Raw genomic sequence first — 23,454 nt, 5'->3', positions numbered from 1 at the left:
TCCCTTATGTCTTCGGCCACCCCACCGACCGGAACCGGGGCGCTAGCCAAACGCGAGGCGCGTCTGGCCTGGGCGTTGCTTTCCCCGACCGTAATCAGCGTATCGCTTGTCGTGATCCTGCCCTTGCTGGCGATCTTCTGGATCAGTTTCAAGCCGTTCACCTTGTCCGATCTGCGACCGCCTGCACCCGTTGTGCGCGAGAGCTTGCGCGGATCAGGTGATGATTTGCGGATTGAATACCGTGTGCGAAACTCCAGTCAGGATATTGCTGTCACGGGTGTCACCTTAACCGACGTTTTGCCGGATGGCGTGACCGCAGGCGAGGTTCTGGCCCCTTGCGTGCTGGACGGGCAGGATTTGTTCTGCGATTTCGGCACCCTCGAAGGTGGCTATCGCGAACGTGTTCGCATTCCGGTCACAGTGGAGGGCGACCCGGACACTTTCGAAGATCTGATCGAAGGGTCCGAACCCAGAGTAACTGGAAGTGGCCCAAGCGTTCTGACCAATTTCGAGTTCAGCCTCGAAAACTTCGCCCGCGTTTTTGACGGGGATGAGTTCTGGGGCGTTTTGTGGGTCACGCTGTTCTACACTGTGTTCGGCACGATCGGGGCGCTGGTGATGGGATTGTTCGCAGCCCTGTTGCTGAACAAAAGTTTCAAAGGGCAGGGGATCATACGGGGTCTTTACCTGTTCCCCTACGTGGCCCCGGTCATTGCCGTGGCCTTTACTTGGGTTACGCTGTTTGATCCGTTCTCAGGCTCTGCCAATGCGCTGCTTGTGCAAATGGGGCTGAGCAGTGAGCCGATCAATTTCTTCGGCGAACGTCCTCTGGCCCTGATTATGGTGACAGTGTTCGAGATCTGGCGCTATTTTCCGCTGTCCTTCCTGTTCATTCTGGCGCGAATGCAATCCATCGACTCTAGCATGTATGAAGCGGCAGATATGGATGGGGCGTCACCGTTTCAGAAGTTTTGGCTGCTCAGCATCCCGCAACTGCTGGGCATCCTCTCGGTGCTGTTCCTGCTGCGCTTTATCTGGACGTTCAACAAGTTCGACGACATTTTCCTGCTGACGGGCGGCAACGCGGGGACTCGTACGCTGACCGTCAACGTCTATGAACAGGCCTTTGCGATTTCCAACATCGGGGCAGGGGCAGCGGTGGCCGTGGTGATCCTGATGTGTCTGATCGCCTTCAGCTTTGTCTTCTTCCGTTTCATCAGCCGAGAGGAGGGCTTGTGATGCGTAAAGGCTATTTGAGTGGTCCAGCTTTGGGCGCGCTCTGGCTGGTTGTGATTGCGACCACCGTCGCCATTACCATGTCCTTCTCGACAGGGGCGGCGTTTCGACCGCAGGTTTTGCTCTGCCTTCTTTGGGGCGCTGTAGCCGGGTTGATCTATGTGCGTTACCCCGAACGACACGCTATGGCGCGGCTTGGTCTGTCGACCATGCTAGGACTGTCGGCCCTGACGCGCTTTGGTCCCGTTCTGATCGGCTCTGAAACGTCCCTGCAGGCGTTGTTGGTGACCGTTCTTGCCATGGCGGTCGTGACGCACCTGTCACTTACCGCGATATTGCGGGACACACCGTTTGGGGAACTCACACGGCACGAATTCGAAGATGCCGTGATCCGGTTCTGCACCGGCTTTGGCTATATCTTTTTCACCGCCATTGTTGTCATCCCTTTCTACGTCATGGTCATGACCAGCCTGAAATCGCAACAGGCGCTATTGCAGAACCCTTTGGATTTCTCGGTCGACCTGTCGCAGGGCAGTGCGTTGTTCCGCAGCTATGCCGAGCTGTTCCGCGACTTCAATTTCGGCACCTACCTGTGGACATCCTTCTATGTCTCGGTCCTGACGGTGTTCATCACGCTGGCCTTCAGCGTGCCGGGTGCCTATGCGGTTGCGCGGTTCCGGTTCAAAGGCCAAAAGGCCTTCTCGCGCTCAATCCTGCTTATCTACATGGTGCCGATGATCGTACTGGCGCTGCCGATCTATATTGCCTTCTCGCTGACGGGCCTGCGCAATTCGATCCTGGGCATCGTTATGATCTACCCGGTCACGACGATCCCGGTCGCCCTATACATGCTGCAGGGCTATTTCCGCGGCCTGCCGACCGAGGTCGAAGAGGCGGGTCTGATGGACGGCCTGTCGCGGCTGGCCGTGATCTGGAAGATCACCTTGCCGCTTAGCCTGCCGGCACTGGCTTCGGTCTCGCTTTACGTCTTCATGATCGCCTGGAACGAATTCCTGCTGGCCTTCATGCTGCTGGACGACCCGTCGAAATTCACCCTGACCCGAGGTGTCACGATGCTGAATTCCTCGGAAATTCCACGCCAACATCTGATGGCCGGTGCGGTGATTGCCACCGTTCCGATCATGGCCCTGTTTCTGGGGCTTGAACGTTTCATGACCAAGGGCCTGACGGCAGGCTCGGTCAAAGGATGACTGACATGAACTACTATACGACCCCAAGTGAATCGGCCCGCAACATTCTGATCGCCAATGATCGCGGTGGCTATACCATCCCCACCAGCGGCCTTTACCCCTATCAGTGGAACTGGGACAGCGCGATTGCCGCGCTGGGTTTTGCTGAGTTCGACATCAACCGCGCCTGGACCGAGCTTGAAACGCTGTTCTCGGGCCAATGGGCGGATGGCATGGTTCCCCATATCCTGTTTCACAAACCCGATCCGGGTTATTTTCCGGGGCCCGACGTTTGGGGCGGTACCGGGCCTATCCCGTCTTCAGGCATTATCCAACCGCCATTGGCCGCCACAATGGCCGGGCGTGTGCTAGAGATGGACCCCGCCGCAGGAACCGAACGGATGCGCACCTTGTTCCCGAAGATGCTGGCCTGGCACCGCTGGATCATGAAATGGCGTCTGGATGATCACGGTGCAGTCTGCACCACCCACCCTTGGGAGGCCGGGCGGGATAACGCCCCGGACTGGGACAATACGATGGCGGCGATTGATGCCTCGGATGTGGGTGAATATCAGCGCCGTGACACCAGCCACGTGAACAGCGCGGACCGACCGACGAAATACGATTACGACCGTTACATCAAACTGGTGAACATCGGGCGCGAGGTTGGCTGGGATCAGGAGAAACTGCTGGCATTGAATCCATTCCGTGTGGCCGATCCAACCATGAGTTTCACAACCTTGCGCGCCGCCCGCGATCTGTTGGCTATCAGCAAGGATCTGGGGTTAGAGGCGGAAGGGCTCAGTGAGGATGTGGACATACTTGATACCGGAGCACGTTCGCTTTGGAATGACGCGCTTGGTGCGTTTGACTCGCGCGATGCGCATACCGGTGAATGGGCGGACAGCGTCTCGAACGCCAGCTACTTGTGTTGGTATGCGGGCATTGACTCTGGCCGGATGCTTGAGCGGGTCAAGACGGTTCTGACTACTGTCCCACACCCTATTCCAAGCTATGACCCGCAAATGCCCAAGTTTGACGAACGCCGCTACTGGCGCGGCCCGACATGGGCATTCATGAACATGCTGACAGGTTTCGGACTGGCCGAGATGGGCCATGGGGTTGAAGCCGAAGCCTTGCGTCTGAAAACAGCCCGGCTGATCGCGGGCCATGGATTTGCCGAGTATTTCGACCCTCTTACCGGAGGTCCGGCAGGAGGCAATTCTTTCACTTGGACGGCTGCGGTTTGGCTGCATTGGGCGGGGAAGAACTGATGGGGAGTATCCAGCTTAAAGCCGTCGAGAAATGGTTCGGCGAAGTTCAGGTGATCAAGGGCATCGACCTGGACATCCAAGACGGTGAGTTTGTCGTTTTCGTGGGGCCGTCTGGTTGTGGCAAGTCCACTTTGCTGCGGATGATCGGTGGGCTCGAGGATATCTCGCGCGGATCGCTTCTGATCGATGGCGATGACGTAACCGACCACCCGCCCTCCAAGAGGGGGCTGACGATGGTGTTTCAGTCCTATGCGCTATACCCTCATCTTACCGTGGCTGAAAACATGGGTTTTTCGTTGAAAGTTGCGGGCGTGTCGAAACCTGACATAGCTGAACGTGTGGGAAAGGCTGCCGAGGTTCTCAAATTGGACCCATATCTGGAGCGCCGCCCCAAGGATCTTTCCGGCGGCCAACGACAGCGTGTCGCGATCGGCCGGTCTATCGTGCGCGACCCCACTGCGTTCCTGTTCGACGAGCCCTTGTCCAACCTTGATGCAGCTCTGCGTGTCGAAATGCGCTATGAGATCGCGAAACTGCACCAAAGTCTGAACCGAACCATGATCTATGTAACCCATGATCAGGTCGAAGCGATGACTCTGGCGGATCGCATCGTGGTGCTGGAATTCGGCAAGATCGCGCAGGTGGGCAGTCCGCGCGAGTTGTACGAAAGCCCCGCCAACCTTTTTGTCGCGCAGTTCATTGGCAGCCCAAAGATGAACGTTTTGCCTTGCTCTGTGGCGGGGGACCGGTTTCGTCTGGAAAACGGCGGCATTGGCCCATTTGACCGAACAGGTGACGCGACCCGGTTGGGTATCCGTCCTGAACATATCAGCGTTGTTGAATCTGGTTCGGGGAATAGTGATGGCGTGGTCGAGGTTGTCGAATACCTTGGGGCCGACATGTTTGTTATCGTCGACTGCGGATTTGACGAGAAGGTGACCGTTCGCCTTGGTGGGGATACAAAGATCAAGGCGGGAATGCAGGTTGGCCTTCTTTTCGCGCCTGAGAAACTGCAGTTCTTCGATGCGTCAGGGCAGGCGATCAGCGCAAATTAAAAGGGGGATAACCTTTCAAGGTTTAGTCTGGTCGGGCGGAAACGCTGCCGCGCAAGGCTTTGCGACCCAGTATCGCATGCCTTAACAAGCCGTATACAGCCACCGAACAGGCCGTGGCCCTGCCACTTGCAAAGAGGTTCGCAAACGCAGTTCCGTCCGGCATTGGGATGCGGTTAGAAAGCTAGAACAAGAATAGTTTTTGCGGTTCAGATGGCGACTTGTTGCTGCATTCCCTCTGGGGCTATTGATCGACCCGTTGGGTTGAAAACGGCGCCAGACTTTCTTTGAATTCTTCTATGAATTCCAGCGTCACCAATGAAGGTTGTTTCAGAATCGGCCGCACCAGAGAAAGCGTATGTGGCAGTGCTGGTGCAAAGGGTCGAAATGTTAAACCTCGCGGAGTGTACTGCACAGCATCCAGTTCACTGACAACGGACACACCTGCGCCTTTTAAGGCAAGTTCGCAGGCCGCTGTAAACTGTCTGACTTCGATATGAGAATTCAGTGTAACATTAGCGTTTTGAAACAATTTGGAGAGTCTTAAGAAAAAATCACTGTCACGCCGAGTGTGAATTATCTTGCTGTCTGCAAGATCGGCTGGAGTGATTTCAGTCAGGTTTTGTAGTTCGTGACCGGTTGGGAACACGCAGACCGTTCGAACATCTACGTTATTGCTTTCAACTGCGGGGTGGCCGTTAAAACTGTCTGTTATCCCAAAATCATACTGTTCGCCGATCATCCACTCGAGGATGCGTTCGGGTCTGTCTGGCTCAATCGTTAAGGTTACCCCGGGACGGTCTTTCAAAAATCCTGCGACTACATCTGGAAGATGGCTGGTGGCAAAACCGGGGAGGCAGGCAACTCGTATATGCCCCGCCTTGCGCTGAGTGATATCCTGACTGACGTCGGATATCTGATTCATCAATTCAAGAACACGCTCTACGCTCGGCAAGAGGTAGCGCGCCTCCTGTGTGGGCACCAACCGGCCTTCGCGCCGGTCAAAAAGCTGAAAACCTAACGACTTTTCAAGATCCGAAAGCAGTCGGCTAACAGCTGGTTGGCTAACTCCCAAATCAACAGCGGCTGCTGTGACAGATCCATTGGTTGTCACCGCGACTAAAGCTTCTAGTTGTCGTATTCTAAGTATTTGGCTCATTGCTAATTCCGGTGATGAGTAGCCCTCCATAACACTGTGTTATTTTTTTATCCATCAGATCAGACTTGAATTATGATCTTGTGCGGTTAACGTCGTGAAATCGTCAGGTGTACCGGTTTCGCATTGCGGTCGGTATTCAACGAAGCATCGAGCCTGATGCATGGGAGGAATCATGAAAAAGAATTTTCTCGGCGCTCTAGCCGTAACAACTGCTTTGTCTCCGGTGGCTGCAATGGCGCAGACCGAAGTTCAATTCTGGCACGCCTTCACGGGTCGGTTGGGTGAACTGGTGAAGGCCCAGGTCGAAGAATTCAACGCCAGCCAGGATGAATTCGTGGTCATAGAAAGCCACAAGGGCAATTATTCAGAAACACTGAACGCGGGGATTGCGGCGTTCCGCGCTGGTGAACAACCTCACATCCTAATGGTGTTCGAGGTTGGTACCGCCACGATGATGTCTGCTGAAGGGGCAATCAAGCCGGTGTTCGAGGTCATGGCCGAAAGTGGTGCGTCCTTTGATCCGGACGCCTATATTGGCGCTGTCAAAGGCTATTACACCACGACGGACGGCGACATGCTGTCCTTACCCTTCAACTCGTCCACGCCAGTGTTGTGGGTCAATCGCGATGCTTTCGAGGCGGCCGGTGTCGACCCCGATACAGACCTGTCCACTTGGGAAAACGTGGGCGCTGCCCTTGATCAGCTGAAAGCCGGGGGTGAAGACTGTCCCCTGGTCACTGCGTGGCAAAGCTGGATTCACCTTGAGAACCTATCTGCTTATCACGACGTCCCGTTCGCCTCGAAGGACAATGGGTTTGCCGGTCTGGACACCGAGTTGATGCTGAACGGACCCACGCAGGTCGCGCATCTAACTGCGATGGGAGATTGGGCAAAGGATGGCAAATTCATCTATACCGGTCGCCGCAACGAAGGCGGTGCGAATTTCCGGTCTGGCGAATGCGCTTTGTTCACCGAAAGCTCGGCGGGTTACGCAGGTATCAAGGCCGAAGCCCAGTTCGACTTTGACGTGCGCCCCTTGCCCTATTGGTCTGGCGTGATCAGCGAGCCGCAGAATACGATCATCGGCGGTGCTTCGCTTTGGGTGATGGAAGGCCATGAGGACGACGCGTATAAAGGCGTTGGCGAATTCCTAAGCTTCTTGTCGACCTCGGGTGTTCAGGCCGATTGGCACCAGAATACCGGTTATCTGCCGATCACCGCCGAAGCCGGTGTCGAGACGCGCAACGCCGGGTTCTACGAAGAAAACCCTGGCACCGACATTGCCGTGATTCAAATGACTGCGAAAGAGCCGACCGCAAATTCCAAGGGTCTGCGTCTTGGGTCTTTCGATCAAATCCGTGGCATCATCGACGAAGAACTCGAGGCCATATGGTCCGGCGAAAAGACCGCCCAGGAAGCGATGGATAGTGCGAAAGAACGTGGTGATGCGTTGCTGCGCCGTTTTGAATCGGCAAATCGCTAAACTCTTGGCACATGCGGGCTCGTCAGAGCCCGCATTCTAAACTGCTGGTGGGCTGACAAATTGGAAAAACGCGTCACTTTTCGCGGCTGGCTTTTGCCAATTGCATTGATTGCGCCGCAGGTCATCATCTCGGCCGTTTTTTTCTTTTATCCCGCCGGACAGGCCGTATGGCAGTCTTTGTTTATTCCGGATCCTTTCGGGTTGTCCTCGCAATTCGTTGGGTTGGGCAATTTCGAATTCCTGCTTAGCGACAAGTTTTATCGCGCCTCATTCGTGACAACGGCGGTGTTTTCGACGCTAGTCACCTTGTGCTCGATGATACCTGCACTGTTTCTGGCAGTGATCGCGGATCGCTTGATCAAAGGATCCGGCGTTTACAGGACGCTGCTTATTTGGCCTTATGCGGTCGCGCCAGCTGTGGCCGGGGTGTTGTGGCTGTTCATGTTCAACACCCGCGTCGGCGTTATCTCGTGGTATCTGGGCCAGTTTGGCTATGACTGGAACCACGTACTGAATGGAACCGAAGCCATGGGGCTGGTTGTCGTCGCCTCCGCCTGGGGGCGCATCAGCTATAACTTCCTGTTCTTCTTTGCGGCGCTGCAATCTGTGCCAAGATCGGTGATAGAGGCGGCAGCGATAGATGGTGCCGGGTTTTGGCGCCGGTTTTTCACCATCGTATTGCCCCTTTTATCACCAACGGCCTTCTTCTTGTTGGTGGTAAATGTTGTCTACGCATTCTTTGAAACCTTCGGGGTCATCCACACGATCACCGGGGGCGGTCCACAACAAGCCACGACCATTCTGGTCTACAAGGTCTTTTCCGACGGGTTCGTGGGGCAGGATCTGGGATCATCCTCGGCCCAGTCGGTCATCCTGTTGGTCGTGGTTGGCCTGCTGACCGTCATCCAGTTCAAATACGTGGAAAAGAGGGTGCACTACTAATGGCCGCCCAACAACACGGAATGGTCGAGAAACGCGGCGCGGGGATATGGCTGACCCATGCGTTCATGATCGTAGGCGTGCTGATCATTTTCTTTCCCATCTGGCTGGCCTTTGTCGCCTCGACTGTCACGCAGGCCGATATCGTGTCGCCCCCCATGCCGGTGATGCCGGGGGACCAGTTCTGGGTGAACTACAAGGCGGCGCTGTTTTCAGGTGTCAACGTGCCCGTGGCAACGATGCTGTTCAACAGTCTGGTGATGGCCATCGGCATTGCCGTGGGCAAGATCATCATCTCGCTGCTGTCGGCTTTTGCGATTGTCTATTTCCGTTTTCCCGGTCGTCAGACCTTTTTCTGGATGATTTTCATCACCCTTATGCTGCCGGTCGAGGTGCGGATCGTACCAACGTTTGAGGTCGTCGCCGGGTTTGGTATGCTAAACAGTTATTCCGGGCTGATCTTCCCGCTGATCGCTTCGGCCACCGCGACCTTCCTGTTCCGTCAGTTCTTTCTGACCATTCCCGATGAATTGGCCGAGGCCGCGCGTGTCGATGGTGCCCGCCCGATGCGGTTTTTCATTGATATTGTCGTGCCCATGAGCCGCACCAACATCGCCGCTTTGTTTGTGATCCTGTTTATCTACGGCTGGAACCAATACCTGTGGCCTCTGCTGATCACCACTGATCCCGAAATGAACACCATCGTGATGGGCATCAAGCAGATGTTCCCATCTGGCGATGATTTTGCCCATTGGCCGACGATCATGGCCACATCCATTCTGGCGATGATACCGCCGGTCATCGTCGTTGTGTCCATGCAAAAGCTGTTTGTCCGCGGCCTTGTCGATAGCGAGAAATAAGAAATGGCAACTGTTACCCTGCAAGACGTCAAGAAAAGCTTTGGCCCGACGGACGTGATCCACGGCATCGACATGGAAATCGAAGACGGAGAATTCATTGTCATCGTCGGCCCGTCAGGCTGCGGAAAATCAACGCTTTTGCGCATGGTGGCCGGGTTAGAGACCGTCACCTCTGGCGAAATACGGATCGGTGGCGAGCGTGCAAATGAAAAAGAGCCGATGGACCGCGACATTGCGATGGTGTTCCAGAACTATGCGCTCTATCCACACATGTCCGTGCGTCAGAACATGGGGTACGGCCTGAAAATTGCCCGCTTGCCCAAGGCACAGATCGACCAGAAAGTCACCGAGGCGGCCAAGCTGTTGCAATTGGAGCCGTTGCTGGATCGTAAGCCAAGACAACTGTCGGGGGGTCAACGTCAGCGGGTTGCGATGGGACGGGCTATAGTTCGCGAACCGGCTGTTTTTCTGTTTGACGAGCCGCTCTCGAACCTCGATGCCAAGCTGCGCGTTCAAATGCGTCTCGAAATTCGTGAGCTTCAGGAAAAGTTAGGGATCACGTCTCTTTATGTGACCCATGATCAGGTCGAAGCGATGACGATGGCCGATCGGATGATTGTCATGAACGGGGGCGTGGCCGAACAGATTGGCACCCCGTTAGAAGTTTACGAGACCCCTAAAACGTTGTTTGCTGCGCAATTCATAGGAAGTCCTGCAATGAACGTTTTCGATGCGCAGCGTGAGAATGGGTTGATCCGGGTCGGTGCATCCGAAATTGGCCCGTCACAAGGTCCCAATACTGCTTTGAAACTTGGGATTCGACCAGAACATCTGATCGTAGATGAAAACGGCCCGTTCGAGACAGCGGTTCAGATGGCAGAGCCCTTGGGAGCGAACACGTTGTTGCACGGCCATCTTGCGGGTTCTGGCGCGATGATCACCGTCAGCCTGCCGGGTGTCCACCCAATCGAAGGCCGCCATCCGAGTATCCGCTTTTCGGTTGCACCGGAGCATATGCATTTTTTCGACAGTAAGACCGGAAGACGATTGGACAGCTGATCGATGCCTATGTTTTGCAAAGGCCATCGCCTCCAAAACATAGTTTTAGGAGCTTGTCGAAACAATGGAGTGGAGCGGTCGCAACTTTGCTAGGTCCCCCCAAATTAGTTCTGATGGTTGAATCCAAGCGGTGCAGGGATCAAGTCAAAAAGCAGAGCGGGGTCAGGCGGACGCGGCACCAACGGAAACGATCTGAGTGCACAATGTGGTCGCCGCAGTGAGTGACCGAGCCGTGGTCTGCGCCATAGTCGGTAAGATCATCCATTCCAACGCCCAAGCGCTGCCTGATCGTTCCTGTTCATGCACCAATGCGTGATGCATTCCTGACACCTGCGTTGCGTTGAACCGTGCCAGAGTCACCAGAAGTTCGGCCAGAATGGGGTTCTGTTTATGTGGCATGGCCGAAGATGCCCCGCCACCGGACAGAGTGATCTCATCCACGCCCTGTTGGGCCATCAGGCAGATATCCTGCCCCATCTTCCCCAGCGACCCCGAGATGCGCGACAGCAGATCGGCATACTCGACCAGTCTGTCGCGGGCGGTGTGCCAGCTTTGATCCGCCACATGCAGCCCTAGGGCATCGGCGATATGCTTCGCCAAGTCGCGTTGCGCAGGCCCGATCGTCTGACCATCGCCAACAGGTCCGGCCAGTTGTACGCATTCCACGCGATGGCGCAGGTCGGACAGGCTTTGGTGATAGGCCCGCAGCGGATCGCGCCAGGTTTCGATCCGGTGGCCGACTGTGACGGGCAGGGCAGCCTGCATCCGTGTGCGCCCCATGATTTTGCGTTCGCCAAATTGTTCGCTGAGATTGCCCAGCAGGACCGACAGCCGCAACAGGCGCTCTTGCAGCAGGTCCGTGGTTTCGCGCAAGGTCAACGCCAAGGCCGTGTCCATTACGTCCTGCGAGGTCGTTCCGGTGTGAATGGCTGGTGCTAGTGGTCCTGCATCCGACCTCAGGGCCTGAACCAGCGCCGGAACAGGCAGCCCATCCGCCATGGTACCCGCGCGCAAGGTCTCAATGCCGGGCGCGGTTTGTTCAATCCATGCGGCCGCAGCGTCCGCTTGGTCGGCGGGGATTTTGCCGGTTGCGCCCAATCCGCGCGAATAGGCGGCCTCGAAGGCCAGCATATGGGCGAGCGACCGCTCCGCCGACCACATCTCTTGCGCCTCGGGATCGCCAAACAGGCCGGAAAACCAAGGGTGCGAGAACAGATCGGTCATCTTTGTCGTCCTTATTTTGGGCCGTCCGGACTGGCGTTAGGCCGCAGCCGGGCGCAGGCCCAGAATGGCGCGGGCCTGATCGACATTGGCAACCGGGCGTTCATGGGCATGACACAGGTCAACGGCCCGCTGCACCAGGGCTGCGTTGGACGGGGCAAGCGTGTCGCGATCCAGACGCACATTGTCCTCCAGCCCCGTGCGCACATGCCCGCCCGCCGCGATGGACCATTCGTTCAGTTTGATCTGCCCGGCCCCGATCCCGGCGGCGCACCACGGGACGTCTCCGAACAGGCGGTGCACGGTTTTGACGTAGAAGTCGAATACATCTCGATCCACCGGCATCGCATTGCGGACCCCCATGACAAATTGGACATAGGGTGTATCGGGCAATTGCCCCTCGCGGTGCATCCGGGCGGCTTGCAGGATATGCGACAGATCAAAGGCCTCGATCTCGGGTTTAACGCCGTATGTCACCATCTCGCTGGCCAGCCAGTTCACCAGATCGGGCGGGTTTTCATAAACGCGCGTCGGGAAATTGTTCGACCCCACCGAAAGCGAAGCCATATCCGGGGCCAGCGGCAACATGCCCCCGCGCGCTTTGCCCGCGCCGGACCGCCCCCCGGTGGAAAGCTGCACTATCATGCCGGGGCAGTGCGTTTCGATCCCTTCCTTCAGCGCTGCAAACAAGTCGGGGTCCGAGGTGGGTTTGCCCTCGGCGTCGCGCACATGGCAATGAGCGATAGAGGCTCCGGCCTCGAACGCTTCGTGCGTGCTTTCGATCTGCTCCGGCACGCTGATGGGAACGGCTGGGTTGTCGGCCTTGGTCGGCACCGATCCGGTGATCGCCACACAGATGATGCAGGGGGTTTGTGAGACAGGGTCAGACATCGAAAAACACCGTTTCAGAGGGGCCTTGCAGGTGGATGTCGAACCGGTAGCCGCCTTCCACCTGTTCCGCGATCAGAGTTTGCCTGCGCACGGGCTGCTCGATCAGATTCAGCACCGGGTCCGACGCATTTGCCGCCATTTCATCGGGGAAATAAAGCCGGGTGTTGAGGCCCAGATTGATCCCACGTGCAACGAGCCACAAGTTGATATGTGGTGCCATTACTGCGCCGGTTTGGTCAGTCACGGCGCCCGGTTTGATCGTGTCGAACGCCCATTCGCCCGTCTCGAAATCCGGTATCACACGGCCCCAGCCACGAAAGCCCGGATCAACAGAGCCCTGATCGGGATAAACGCCATTGTTATTCGCCTGCCATGTTTCGATCAGTACATCCTTGACGGGCGCGCCGATTCCATCGTGCACCACGCCGCGCACGGTGATCTTCGATCCCGCTGCGTCCGGCCCCGCGATGTCACGGCCCAACTCGTGCCGGTAGATGTCGAACCCGGCGTCTCCGGGGGCCAGCCCGATATGCACATAGGGCCCCGCAGTCTGTGAGGGTGTTTCCTTGAGATAGTCCAGCTTTTGCACCATAGTCAGTTCCCCTCGGGCCGGTTTTCGAAATAGGTCGACCGCTGCCCGCGCAGCACGATGTCGAACTTATAGGCAAGACAGTCGAAGGGGACAGAGGCGTTGATATCCAGCGCGGCCACCAGTTGGTTAATCGCGCGCGGGTCGGGGATCGCGTTGATGATAGGGCATTTGGCAATCAGCGGGTCGCCTTCAAAGTAAAGCTGCGTGATCAGGCGTTGCGCAAAGCTGGTCCCGAAGACTGACACGTGAATATGTGCAGGCCGCCAGCTGCTGACCCAGTTGCGCCAAGGATAAGCGCCGGGTTTGACGGTGCGAAACTGGTAGTAACCCTGATCATCAGTCAGTGTTCGCCCGCAGCCGCCGAAATTCGGGTCGATGGCGGCCAGATAGGTATCTTTCTTGTGGCGATACCGCCCGCCCGCATTGGCTTGCCAGATCTCGACCAGAGTATAGGGCACCGGGCGGGCGTTTTCGTCAAGCACCCGCCCATGCAGCAGAATGCGCTCACCCACCGGATCACCGGTTGTAGCGAAATTGCGCAGAAGGTCATTGTCCAACGGGTCGATGTCACTATGGCCAAAGGTCGGGCCGGACAGCTCACTTGTGGTTCCTTCCAGCGACAAAAGCGGCTGTTTCGGAGACCGCGTCACGCTGGTCTTGTAGTTGGGGTCCAAGGCTTGCGGATGCCAGGCCCGGTCGCGTGGGAAAAGCTGGGTCATTCCGCCATGTCCTCCATCTCGGAAAAGGTTTGTTTGGCAAGGGCAATGGCCCGATTGGCGCAAGGAACGCCTGCATAGACGGCAGCGTGCAGGAAAGCCTGAAGGATATCGTCTTTCGAGGCCCCGGTATTGGCGCAGGCACGCACATGCATGGGGATTTCGTCAAAGTTCCGCGTCGCGGCCAGCAGCGCCAGCGTGATCATAGACCGTTCGCGCGGGGTGATCGTGTCATCCGCCCACAGCGTGCCCCACGCGGTTTCAGTGATCATGTCCTGAAACGGTGCGTCAAAGGCGGTTTTGCGCGCTTCGGCGCGATCCACATAGGCGTCGCCCAGAACCTTGCGGCGCACGGACATGCCGGTTGCATGGCGATCCATCACGTTCCCCTTTTCGTCGGTCATCTTCAATACGGCAGCCCCACATAGTTCTCGGCCATCGCCTTTTGTGCGGCTTCGTTGCTGCGCAGAAAGTCAATCTCGGCCCGTTGCATCTTAAGGTCAAATTCCGATTGGTCGGGAAAGCGGTGCAGTAGGGTTGAAAACCACCAGCTGAACCGCTCGGCCTTCCAAACCCGCGCCAGAGCGTTTTGCGAATACGTGTCGATCCCGGCCTCAGACCCGTCTTGGTAATAGCCCCTCAAACCTTGAAACAGGTAATGCACGTCCGAGGCCGCCGTATTCAGCCCCTTGGCCCCGGTCGGCGGCACGATATGCGCGGCATCCCCGCACAGAAATAGCCGCCCCCACTGCATCGGCTCGGTTACGAAGGAACGCAGTGGCGCGATGGATTTTTTGATCGATGGGCCGGTTACAAGGCGGTCGGCATATTCCTGTGGAATGCGGCGTTTCAGCTCGGCCCAAAAGGCGGCATCGGTCCAGTCTTCAGGGTGATCGGACAGTGAACACTGGATGTAGTATCGGCTGAGCGCCTCGTTGCGCATCGAGCACAGCGCAAAGCCGCGATGGGACGAGGCATAGATCAGTTCGTGATGCACAGGCGGGGTTTCGGACAGAATGCCCAGCCAGCCAAAAGGATAGATCTTTTCGTATTCGCGCCGGACCGACAGTGGGATGGTCTGGCGGCTGACCCCGTGAAATCCGTCGCAGCCTGCGACGAAATCCGCATCGATACGCTGATCTCGCCCATCTGTGGTGAAGGTCACATAGGGCGCGTCGGTTTCGGCGTCATGGATGGTGACGTTTTCGGTGTTGAAGATCATCGCGCCACCTGCGGCTTCACGCGCGTCATAGAGGTCACGGGTCACTTCGGTCTGGCCGTAAACCAGCACCGGGGTGCCGGTGTGGTGTTGGAAGTCGACCCGGAAGCAATCCTCGTCGACCGCGATCAATGTGCCGCTATGTTCAATTGCCTCAGCGTGCAGGCGCGCGCTGACGCCTGCCTGATCCATCAGGTCGACAAAGCCTTTCTCCAACACACCTGCGCGTATGCGACCCAGCACATAGTCCTTTGTCCGGCGCTCCAGAACGATGCTGTCGATTCCCTGCGTTGCCAGAAGCTGTGACAACAGCAAACCCGACGGCCCGCCCCCGATCACAAGAACTTGCGTCCGCATCTGATCCTCCTGTCCCCGCTGTGCAGGATTGCATTGTGCAAGAGGTTTCGCAACGCACGGATGCGGCCATACCGTTGCGATAAAAGCATAAGGGGGCCATACATGATCCCATGCGATGACTGGCTACTGGCCCGTATCGGACCTGGGACGCTGGACTGACGATACGCGGGTTTGCAAAAAAAGTTGCGATATTATGCATGTTATGCATTAAATTGCATCGCGACGCATCGCGCAGAGGAGGAGGAACCAATGAAGATCAAACGCACGCTCATCGGGGCGTTGGGGGCTTTGGCCCTTGGCATGGGAACGGTGGCGAACGCTGCCGAATATGAATTCAACCTGCAAAGCTTCTTACCTGCGCAGGCGACGATTCCATCGAAAATCATCGACGTCTGGGCCGACAAGATCGAAGAGGATTCGGGCGGACGTATCGAAATCACCCGCTATCCTTCGATGCAACTGGGCGGCAAGCCGCCGGAATTGCTGGATCAGGTGATCGACGGCGTGATCGACATGACCTGGAACGTCATCGGCTATACGCCGGGCCGCTTCCCGTCCACCGAAGTGTTCGAACTGCCCTTCCTGGTGAATGACGCCAAGCCCGCTTCGGCCGCGTTCTGGACCTTGCTGGAAGAAGACATCGCCGCGCGTGAATTCTCGGACGTGAAGGTTCTGGGTGGCTGGGTCCACGGCCCCGGCATGATCCACGCCAATAAAGAAGTTCTGACGCCAGATGATTTCAACGGCATGAAAATCCGTGGCGCCTCGCGTCAGGTAAACGCCCTGCTCAGCACGTTGGGCGCGACCCCGGTGGGTATGCCTGTGCCTGCGGTGCCCGAGGCGCTTTCCAAGGGTGTGATCGACGGCACGACCATTCCGTGGGAAGTGACCAAGGCGCTGAAAGTGCCGGAACTGGTAGAAAACCATACCGAATTCACCGGGCCGATGATGTATACCGTGACCTTCGTTCTGGCCATGAACAAGGAAAAATTCGCCGCACTGCCAGATGATCTGAAAGCTGTCATCGACGACAATTCGGGTCTGGAGTTCTCCATGTTTGCAGGCGAAGTCCAGCAGGCCTATGACGAGCCCGCACGTGAAATCGCGCTGGATCGCGGCAATAACGTGGTGACTCTGGACGCCGAACAATCCGCCGCCTGGGCCGAGGCCGCACAGCCTGTCTACGACACCTGGCTGTCCGAGATGAACGAAAAGGGCATTGACGGTCAGGCCCTGATCGATCGAGCCAAAGCGCTGATGAACGAGTACGGCAGCTAGGCCGGACTTTCCGCGCGGCGAAATCCGAACGCCGCGCGGAATTGAAACCAAAATCTGCATCGGCACTGTTGGTGGAGGGGACATGCACCAAATGGTAGAAAAGCTGGCGCGCGGCATGGCATTGCTGGGCGGCGCTGTTCTGACGGCTTTGATCTTGTTGATCTGTATCTCGGTACTGGGCCGGTCCCTCAATACATTGCTGCATGGGTGGATCGGGCAGGTTGCGCCGGGCTTTTCCGAATGGGCGCTGGGGCTGGGTGTCGGGCCTATCAACGGCGATTTCGAGATCGTCGAGGCCGGGGTGGCCTTTGCCATCTTTGCCTTCCTGCCGCTCTGCCAGTTGAATTCGGGTCATGCGGTCGTGGATATTTTCACCTCGAAACTATCGCCCCGGGTTGACCGTGTCCTGCGCATGTTGGCCGAGGTGGTCTTTGCTGCCGTTCTGGTCCTGATCGCAGTGCAGTTGTTTGGGGGCATGATGGCGAAGCTACGGTTTGGCGAGAATACGTTTATCCTGCAATTCCCCGTCTGGTGGGGTTATGCCGCCAGCTTGTGCGCAGCCGTAGTGGCGGCAGTCGTCGGTCTTTATATGGCGGGAATCCGCATCCGCGAATGTGCGACAGGAAAGGAAATCCTGCCGTGAGCGATCTCGCCATCGGGTTGCTGTCCTTTCCCGCTCTGCTTTTGTTGATTTTTGCCCGCGTGCCGATCGGGTTGGCCATGTTCGTCACCGGTCTGGTCGGCATCGTGACCGTCACCGGAAATCTTAACATTCCGCTGGGCCGCCTGAAATCCGAGACCTACACGACCTTTTCCAGCTACTCGCTGTCGATTGTGCCGATGTTCCTGCTGATGGGGTATTTTGCCACACTGGGCGGGATGTCGACGGCCTTGTTTAAGGCTGCCGAGGGCTTTTTGGGCCATCGCAGAGGCGGTGTGGCGATGGCCGCGATCGGAGCTTGCGCTGGGTTCGGGGCGATCTGCGGGTCGTCGCTGGCAACGGCGGCCACGATGGGCCGCGTGGCCCTGCCCGAGTTGCGCCGGTATGGCTATGCGGGCGGGTTCTCAACCGCCACGCTGGCCGCAGGGGGGACACTGGGCATTCTGATCCCGCCATCGGTCGTGTTGGTGATCTACGCGATCCTGACCGAACAGAATATCGCCAAGCTGTTTCTGGCTGCATTCATTCCCGGCATTCTGGCGGCATTGGGTTATGTCGTGGCCGTCTCGGTCTATGTGCGTCTGTACCCAGACAGCGCCGGAACGCGCCCCGCCGTGCCCTACCGTGAACGGTTTCGGTTGTTGCTGGACGTCTGGCCCGTGCTGGTTGTCTTTGGCGGCGTTGTCGGCGGCATTTATGCGGGGTGGTTCACGCCGACAGAAGGCGCGGCTGTGGGTGCTGCCGGAACCGGTCTGATCGCGCTTGCAAATGGGGGGCTGACTTGGTCGACGCTGAAAGACAGCTTTACCACCACGGCCAAATCCACGGCGATGATCTTTTTCATCATTCTGGGCGCGGGGTTCTACAACGGGTTTCTGGCGCTGACGAATGTGCCGCAGGAACTGGCGAATTTCGTTCTGAGTCAGGGCTTTAGCCCCTGGGCAATTCTGGCTCTGATCCTTGTGTTTTATCTGGTTCTTGGTTGTGTGATGGACAGCCTCAGCATGATCCTGTTGACGATTCCCATCTTCTACCCGGTCGTCTCGGTGCTGGATTTCGGCTTGGTTGACCTGATCGCGATGCAACATGATGCAGCCCGCGCTGCGCTGGCCGGAACTGCCGACATCGCCCCAGACATCCGCGCCGAGATCGAATCTCTGATTGCCTCGGGGGCCGAGATCAGTCGCGATTTGCAGAAAGAGATCGATATCCGCGTCACCCAAGGCATGGCCGACCGCATCGCCGAAGAGCGCACCGCCATCTGGTTCGGTATCCTCGTGTTGATCGTGGTTGAGGTCGGGCTGATCACGCCTCCGGTCGGTATGAATCTGTTTGTGATCAACACGATGGACCGTGAAACCCGCATGACCGAAACCTACAAGGCCGTGCTGTTCTTTGTCGGATCTGACATCCTGCGTGTTGTCCTTTTGGTGCTGTTCCCGGCGATCACCCTGTTCCTGATCCCATTTGGCTGAGCTACGCCCATTTGTGCAAGAAAATGCACAAACGCAAAAAACACTGTTGCAAACATACCTGCGAGATGTGCATTATAACGCATATTTCAGGCGCCGGGGCGAAATTTTCTAAAACCCCGGTTCGAATGATCCCCCAACGTGGCGACCCATAGGGGAAATGGGCGGCACATCAGGGTGATTGTTTTTCCGGCAAGCAGCCGCTGGCCTGTCGAGGGGAGGAGGAACCCGTGTCAGAAAACCAGAATGCAGCCCTTTGGTTTGTGGATCGTCACCTTCGCGAAGGGCGCGGTGACAAAGTGGCCTTTCACGAGGCCGACGGACAGCAACGCACCCTGACCTATCGCGCCCTGGCCGAGGAAAGCGCACGGTTTGCGGGCGCGCTGGCGCGCCATGACGTGCGCCGCGAAGAACGTGTGGCGATGGTCGTGCTGGACCAGATCGAATTCCCTATCCTGTTCTGGGGTGCGATCAAGGCCGGGGCCATTCCTGTTCCGATCAATACATTGCTGTCTGCACCGGTTTATGGCGCGACCCTGAACGATAGCCGCGCGACGGTCCTGATCGTTTCGGCCGAGATGTGGGATACGGTCGCACCTGCGATCCAAGGCAATACAAATCTGCGGCAGGTGATCGTCATAGGCGACGCGCCCGATGGCACCACCAGCCTTGAGGCGTTCATGGATGGGGCCACGCCAGTGGAAACCGTCACCTCGGACAGTGATGAGGCCGCGTTCTGGCTCTATTCCTCGGGCTCGACGGGTCTGCCGAAAGGTGTGCGCCATGTGCAGTCCAGCCTTCGGGCCACCGCCGATACATTCGGGGCGCAGGTGCTGGGTATCCACGAAGAGGACGTGGTGTTTTCCGTCGCCAAGCTGTTCTTTGCCTATGGGTTGGGCAATGGGCTGACCTTTCCGCTGTCGGTAGGGGCGACGACAATCCTGTTGGGTGGCCGCCCAACGCCGGATGTGGCGTTTCAGATCATCGCCGCGCACAAGCCGACGCTATTTTGCGGCGTGCCCACCTTCTTTGCCGCGATGAATGCGCGGTTCGAAGCGGGCGATCTGCAAAGTGAGCCCAATCTGCGCCTGTGTACATCGGCAGGTGAGGCGCTGCCCCGCGAAGTCGGTGAGGCGTGGGAAAAAAATATGGGTGCGCAGATCGTGGATGGGGTCGGCTCGACCGAGATGCTGCACATTTTCCTCTCAAACCGGCCCGGAGACATTGTCTATGGAACCTCGGGCACGGCGGTTCCCGGCTATGACGTGCGTCTGGTCGACGAAGCTGATCACGAGGTTGGCGACGGCGAGGTGGGCGAGCTGCTGGTTCGTGGTCCTTCCGCGGCCGAAAGCTATTGGAACCGGCGCGAGAAGTCGCGCGCGACTTTCGAGGGGCATTGGACCCGGACCGGCGACAAATATGAGCGTACAGCCGAGGGTCGCTATATCTATTGCGGGCGCACGGATGACATGTTCAAGGTGTCCGGCATCTGGGTCAGCCCGTTCGAAATTGAACAGACGCTGATCGAACACCCCGCCATCCTTGAGGCTGCGATTGTGGCCCATGCCGACGAGCAAGGCTTGGACAAGCCCCGCGCCTTTGTCGTTCTGAAAGATGGGCAGAGTGAGGATGCGATCGGGGATCTGAAGGACTTTGTTCAAGACCGGATTGGCAAGTGGAAATATCCGCGCTGGGTCGAGGTGGTGGACGATCTGCCGAAGACTGCGACCGGCAAAATCCAACGTTTTAAGCTGAGGGAAACCGCATGATCTGGCAAGATGGCGGCACGGGCCGCATGAATGTGAACGGCACGGAACTGGAATACGGCACCTGGGGCCCTGCGCCACAGGATGCGCCGACCATCGTGATGCTGCACGAAGGGTTGGGTTGCGTCGCGATGTGGCGGGATTTCCCGGCTGAGATTTCGGCGGCAACCGGTTTCGGTGTTCTGGCCTATTCCCGTGCTGGCTATGGCCAATCCGATCCAGCAGAATTGCCGCGCCCGCTGGACTACATGAGTGTCGAAGCGCAGCAGGTTCTGGGTCCCGTTCTGGATCAGGCTGGCATTCAGCGGGCGGTTCTGCTGGGCCATTCTGACGGTGCGACGATAGCAGCGATCTATGCGGGTTCGGTCTCGGACCAGCGGGTGCGAGGGCTGATCCTGATAGCGCCGCATTTCTTTACCGAAGAGATGGGGCTGGCCTCGATTGCCGCCGCGCGGGAGGCGTTCGATACCGGCGATCTGGCAGGGCGGTTGGCTGCGTATCACCGTGACCCCGCCGCGACCTTCAGTGGCTGGTGTGATGCGTGGCTGGACCCCGGTTTCAAGGACTGGAACGTGGCGGATGCCATCGACTATCTGCGCATTCCGACCCTTGCGATTCAGGGGCGCGAGGATCAGTACGGTACAATCGCGCAGATCACCGAGGTCGAAACCCGCAGCTATGCGCCGGTTGAAACGGCCATACTGGACGACTGCCGGCACGCGCCGCAGTTCGACCAACCCACTGCAACCCTGACGGCCATCGCGGAGTTCACCGCCCGGCTTGAGCGGTTGGAACATGCAATGCCTGAAATGGCATGACCGGCGACTGTTGGCCTCCGCACGCTTATGTACCGGGTCAGACAGCGCGTCACCCCGAAGGTCTGTTTGACCCGCTGAAAACCGGCCTGTCCGGTGTCGCGCCGTCTGATTTGGAGGATACACCGGCTTGGACCAGCGGTTTGGCCTTTCTGAACGAAGGGTATTTTTGGGAGGCGCATGAGGTGCTCGAGGCCGTCTGGCTGGCCTGCCCACCAAATTCGCCAGAACGTCTGATGGTGCAGGCGGTTATCCAATATGCAAACGCCTGTCTGAAAGGCCGGATGGGGCAGCCTCGCGCGATGGCGCGGCTAATGACCTTGTCCGACGATCTGGCCCGTGAGGCGGTGGACCGGGCAGGAGGGACCGTTCTGGGTTTGAATGGCGAGATGTGCAACATAGTGCACAACAAAATAGAAATAGGGGATGAAGCTAGCAAAAATTGCATCTAAAAGATGCGTTATTTTGCACTCATTCCTTTACTCGATACATGCAGCGCACTATTCTGCATGACTGAACGTAGGAGTTGCACATGACCAAGGTCATCAATTTTCAGACTGATCCATCGCAGTATCGCCATTGGCGGGTGGAATATGATGGGCCGGTTGCGAACCTGTTTATGGATGTCGACGAAGATCAGGGATTGTTCGAGGGGTATCAACTCAAGCTGAACTCTTACGATCTGGGCGTCGATATCGAACTGGCCGATATCGTGCAACGGATGCGCTTTGAGCACCCCGAGGTGAAAGTGGTCGTCATGCAATCCGGCAAAGACCGTGTGTTCTGTGCGGGCGCAAATATCCGCATGCTCGGGGGCGCGGCGCACAGCCACAAGGTGAATTTCTGCAAATTCACCAACGAGACGCGCAACACATACGAGGCTGCTGAAAAGGATAGTGGTCAGAAATATATTGCCGCCGTCAAAGGCGCCTGCGCCGGGGGCGGCTATGAGCTGGCGCTGGCCTGCAACCACATCATGCTGACCGATGACAGCACCTCCTCGGTCGCGCTGCCCGAGGTGCCTCTGCTGGCGGTTCTGCCCGGCACCGGTGGGCTGACGCGGGTGACCGATAAACGCAAGGTGCGGCGCGATCTGGCCGATGTGTTCTGCTCGACCGAAGAAGGGGTCAAGGGCAAGCGGGCACTGGATTGGCGTTTGGTGGATGAAGTCGTGCCGAACTCCAAGTTCGATGCCACCGTGCAAGAGCGCGCCCTCGAATTCGCCGCCGCGATGCCCAAGCCGGATGCCACTGGGGTTGCCTTGGGCCCGTTGGATAAGACGGTGGGTGAGGATGGCTCGGTCACGTATAGCATGATTGAGGTGGCTGTTGATCGGGGTGCCCGCAAGGCGACCGTGACGATCAGTGGCCCGGATGCCGACGCGCCGCAGGACATGGCCGCGTTCACCGCGCAAGGGGATCAGGCCTATCTGTTGCGGCTGGCGCGCGAACTGGACGACGCCATCCTGCATCTGCGCCTGAACGAAATGGAGCTGGGCCTGCTGGTCTTCCGCACCCAAGGCGACCCCGAACTGTTCCAAGCGCATGAGGCGCTGTTGCTGGCCAATCGTGACCACTGGCTGGCCAACGAGGTGCTGCAATATTGGAAGCGCCTGCTGAAACGGATCGACGTCACATCACGGTCGATGTCAGCGCTGGTCGAACATGGCTCGTGCTTTACAGGTATTCTGGCCGAAATCCTGTGGGCGGTGGACCGGACCTACATGATGGAAGACGAGTTCGAAGGCGACAATCGTCCCTTGGCGACGGTCACTCTGACCGATGCCAATTTCGGACCTTTGCCTATGGGCAATGACCTGACCCGGCTTGAAACCCGGTTCTACGGCACGCCCGATGCGGCATCTCAGATGGAAGACCATAAGAACACCGCGCTGGATGCCGAAGCAGCCGACGAGCTGGGTCTTGTGACGATGATCCTGGATGACATCGACTGGGAAGACGAGATCCGCATCTTCGAGGAAGAGCGCGCCTCGTTCAGCCCTGATGCGATGACCGGGATGGAGGCGAACCTGCGTTTCGCCGGTCCCGAAACCATGGAAACCCGCATCTTTGGTCGCCTGACCGCATGGCAGAACTGGATTTTCAACCGTCCCAATGCGGTGGGTCCCGATGGCGCGTTGCAACGGTACGGCACCGGGCTGCGCGGCGAATACGACATGGAACGTGTGTGACAGGTTCCCCCCGAGCTTCATCA

At 57.9% G+C, this 23,454-nt stretch carries 22 protein-coding genes; 15 read left to right on the top strand and 7 right to left on the bottom strand.

Translation table 11 applies throughout. The annotated features are described in order from the left end of the window. The first annotated feature begins 6 nt into the window (after positions 1-6). Genes J7380_RS13975 through ugpC form a run of 4 tightly spaced genes read left to right on the top strand, consistent with a single transcriptional unit; the run spans position 7 to position 4,755 of the window. A complete protein-coding gene (locus J7380_RS13975; protein ID WP_209196380.1) occupies positions 7-1,239 on the top strand; it encodes a sugar ABC transporter permease in 1,233 nt (410 codons plus the stop codon). Next, on the top strand, positions 1,239-2,447 hold the full coding sequence (locus J7380_RS13970; protein ID WP_209196379.1) for a carbohydrate ABC transporter permease: 1,209 nt from the start codon (positions 1,239-1,241) through the stop codon (positions 2,445-2,447). Before J7380_RS13975 ends, J7380_RS13970 begins: the two co-directional genes overlap by 1 nt. A gap of 5 nt (positions 2,448-2,452) precedes the next feature. Continuing rightward, positions 2,453-3,700 carry a hypothetical protein gene (locus J7380_RS13965; protein WP_348539108.1) on the top strand — a complete coding sequence of 416 codons (1,248 nt, stop codon included), beginning with the start codon at positions 2,453-2,455 and terminating at the stop codon, positions 3,698-3,700. Next, positions 3,700-4,755, top strand: coding sequence for a sn-glycerol-3-phosphate ABC transporter ATP-binding protein UgpC (gene ugpC, locus J7380_RS13960; RefSeq protein WP_209196377.1), 1,056 nt, complete (start codon positions 3,700-3,702; stop codon positions 4,753-4,755). The genes J7380_RS13965 and ugpC overlap by 1 nt, the downstream gene beginning before the upstream one ends. A gap of 241 nt (positions 4,756-4,996) precedes the next feature. On the opposite strand, the gene J7380_RS13955 is transcribed toward ugpC, so the two are convergent. Further along, the gene (locus J7380_RS13955) at positions 4,997-5,911 is read right to left on the bottom strand and encodes a LysR substrate-binding domain-containing protein (RefSeq protein ID WP_209196376.1); all 915 of its coding nucleotides are present in this window, start codon (positions 5,909-5,911) and stop codon (positions 4,997-4,999) included. Positions 5,912-6,083: 172 nt separating this feature from the next. On the opposite strand from J7380_RS13955, the gene ugpB reads away from it, so the two are divergent. Genes ugpB through J7380_RS13935 form a run of 4 tightly spaced genes read left to right on the top strand, consistent with a single transcriptional unit; the run spans position 6,084 to position 10,252 of the window. Continuing rightward, positions 6,084-7,394 carry a sn-glycerol-3-phosphate ABC transporter substrate-binding protein UgpB gene (gene ugpB / locus J7380_RS13950; RefSeq protein WP_209196375.1) on the top strand — a complete coding sequence of 437 codons (1,311 nt, stop codon included), beginning with the start codon at positions 6,084-6,086 and terminating at the stop codon, positions 7,392-7,394. A 60-nt stretch (positions 7,395-7,454) separates the two neighbouring features. Beyond that, positions 7,455-8,336 carry a sn-glycerol-3-phosphate ABC transporter permease UgpA gene (gene ugpA / locus J7380_RS13945; protein ID WP_209196374.1) on the top strand — a complete coding sequence of 294 codons (882 nt, stop codon included), beginning with the start codon at positions 7,455-7,457 and terminating at the stop codon, positions 8,334-8,336. Between the two features lie 20 nt (positions 8,337-8,356). Then, complete coding sequence (gene ugpE / locus J7380_RS13940; RefSeq protein WP_209196409.1) at positions 8,357-9,193, top strand: sn-glycerol-3-phosphate ABC transporter permease UgpE; 837 nt, start codon at positions 8,357-8,359, stop codon at positions 9,191-9,193. Between the two features lie 3 nt (positions 9,194-9,196). Then, the gene (locus tag J7380_RS13935; protein WP_209196373.1) at positions 9,197-10,252 is read left to right on the top strand and encodes a sn-glycerol-3-phosphate import ATP-binding protein UgpC; all 1,056 of its coding nucleotides are present in this window, start codon (positions 9,197-9,199) and stop codon (positions 10,250-10,252) included. A gap of 162 nt (positions 10,253-10,414) precedes the next feature. Here the strand turns inward: J7380_RS13935 and J7380_RS13930 are convergent, their stop codons facing one another. The 6 genes from J7380_RS13930 to pobA are packed head-to-tail and all read right to left on the bottom strand — an operon-like array spanning position 10,415 to position 15,248. Beyond that, positions 10,415-11,476 carry a 3-carboxy-cis,cis-muconate cycloisomerase gene (locus J7380_RS13930; protein WP_209196372.1) on the bottom strand — a complete coding sequence of 354 codons (1,062 nt, stop codon included), beginning with the start codon at positions 11,474-11,476 and terminating at the stop codon, positions 10,415-10,417. Positions 11,477-11,512: 36 nt separating this feature from the next. Beyond that, on the bottom strand, positions 11,513-12,364 hold the full coding sequence (locus tag J7380_RS13925; protein WP_209196371.1) for a 3-keto-5-aminohexanoate cleavage protein: 852 nt from the start codon (positions 12,362-12,364) through the stop codon (positions 11,513-11,515). Next, a complete protein-coding gene (gene pcaG, locus J7380_RS13920; RefSeq protein WP_209196370.1) occupies positions 12,357-12,956 on the bottom strand; it encodes a protocatechuate 3,4-dioxygenase subunit alpha in 600 nt (199 codons plus the stop codon). The genes J7380_RS13925 and pcaG overlap by 8 nt, the downstream gene beginning before the upstream one ends. A 2-nt stretch (positions 12,957-12,958) precedes the next feature. Further along, positions 12,959-13,675 carry a protocatechuate 3,4-dioxygenase subunit beta gene (gene pcaH, locus J7380_RS13915; RefSeq protein WP_209196369.1) on the bottom strand — a complete coding sequence of 239 codons (717 nt, stop codon included), beginning with the start codon at positions 13,673-13,675 and terminating at the stop codon, positions 12,959-12,961. After that, on the bottom strand, positions 13,672-14,076 hold the full coding sequence (pcaC, locus tag J7380_RS13910) for a 4-carboxymuconolactone decarboxylase (protein ID WP_209196368.1): 405 nt from the start codon (positions 14,074-14,076) through the stop codon (positions 13,672-13,674). The genes pcaH and pcaC overlap by 4 nt, the downstream gene beginning before the upstream one ends. A gap of 2 nt (positions 14,077-14,078) precedes the next feature. Then, positions 14,079-15,248: a 4-hydroxybenzoate 3-monooxygenase gene (gene pobA, locus J7380_RS13905; protein WP_209196367.1), complete on the bottom strand. Its 1,170-nt coding sequence runs from the start codon at positions 15,246-15,248 to the stop codon at positions 14,079-14,081. Between the two features lie 249 nt (positions 15,249-15,497). Between pobA and J7380_RS13900 the strand changes: the two genes are divergently transcribed. The 7 genes from J7380_RS13900 to boxC all read left to right on the top strand — a co-directional run bounded on the left by J7380_RS13900 (position 15,498) and on the right by boxC (position 23,431). Continuing rightward, the gene (locus tag J7380_RS13900) at positions 15,498-16,526 is read left to right on the top strand and encodes a TRAP transporter substrate-binding protein (protein WP_209196366.1); all 1,029 of its coding nucleotides are present in this window, start codon (positions 15,498-15,500) and stop codon (positions 16,524-16,526) included. A gap of 82 nt (positions 16,527-16,608) precedes the next feature. Further along, positions 16,609-17,169: a TRAP transporter small permease gene (locus J7380_RS13895; protein ID WP_209196365.1), complete on the top strand. Its 561-nt coding sequence runs from the start codon at positions 16,609-16,611 to the stop codon at positions 17,167-17,169. After that, the gene (locus J7380_RS13890; protein ID WP_209196364.1) at positions 17,166-18,662 is read left to right on the top strand and encodes a TRAP transporter large permease; all 1,497 of its coding nucleotides are present in this window, start codon (positions 17,166-17,168) and stop codon (positions 18,660-18,662) included. The genes J7380_RS13895 and J7380_RS13890 overlap by 4 nt, the downstream gene beginning before the upstream one ends. Positions 18,663-18,889: 227 nt before the next feature. Further along, on the top strand, positions 18,890-20,428 hold the full coding sequence (locus tag J7380_RS13885; RefSeq protein ID WP_209196363.1) for a benzoate-CoA ligase family protein: 1,539 nt from the start codon (positions 18,890-18,892) through the stop codon (positions 20,426-20,428). Continuing rightward, the gene (locus J7380_RS13880; RefSeq protein WP_209196362.1) at positions 20,425-21,243 is read left to right on the top strand and encodes an alpha/beta hydrolase; all 819 of its coding nucleotides are present in this window, start codon (positions 20,425-20,427) and stop codon (positions 21,241-21,243) included. The genes J7380_RS13885 and J7380_RS13880 overlap by 4 nt, the downstream gene beginning before the upstream one ends. Then, entirely contained in the window at positions 21,240-21,692 is a 453-nt protein-coding gene (locus J7380_RS13875; RefSeq protein ID WP_209196361.1) for a DUF309 domain-containing protein, read from the top strand. Before J7380_RS13880 ends, J7380_RS13875 begins: the two co-directional genes overlap by 4 nt. Before the next feature lie 80 nt (positions 21,693-21,772). Beyond that, positions 21,773-23,431 (top strand): 2,3-epoxybenzoyl-CoA dihydrolase, encoded by a 1,659-nt coding sequence (gene boxC / locus J7380_RS13870; RefSeq protein ID WP_209196360.1) that lies wholly within the window; start codon positions 21,773-21,775, stop codon positions 23,429-23,431. Positions 23,432-23,454: the final 23 nt, after the last annotated feature.

Source organism: Ruegeria sp. R8_1, assembly GCF_017743815.1.
Lineage (GTDB): Bacteria > Pseudomonadota > Alphaproteobacteria > Rhodobacterales > Rhodobacteraceae > Ruegeria > Ruegeria lacuscaerulensis_A.
The sequence above is the reverse complement of the archived record's forward strand: the minus strand, read 5'-3'. Positions and strand labels throughout refer to the sequence as shown.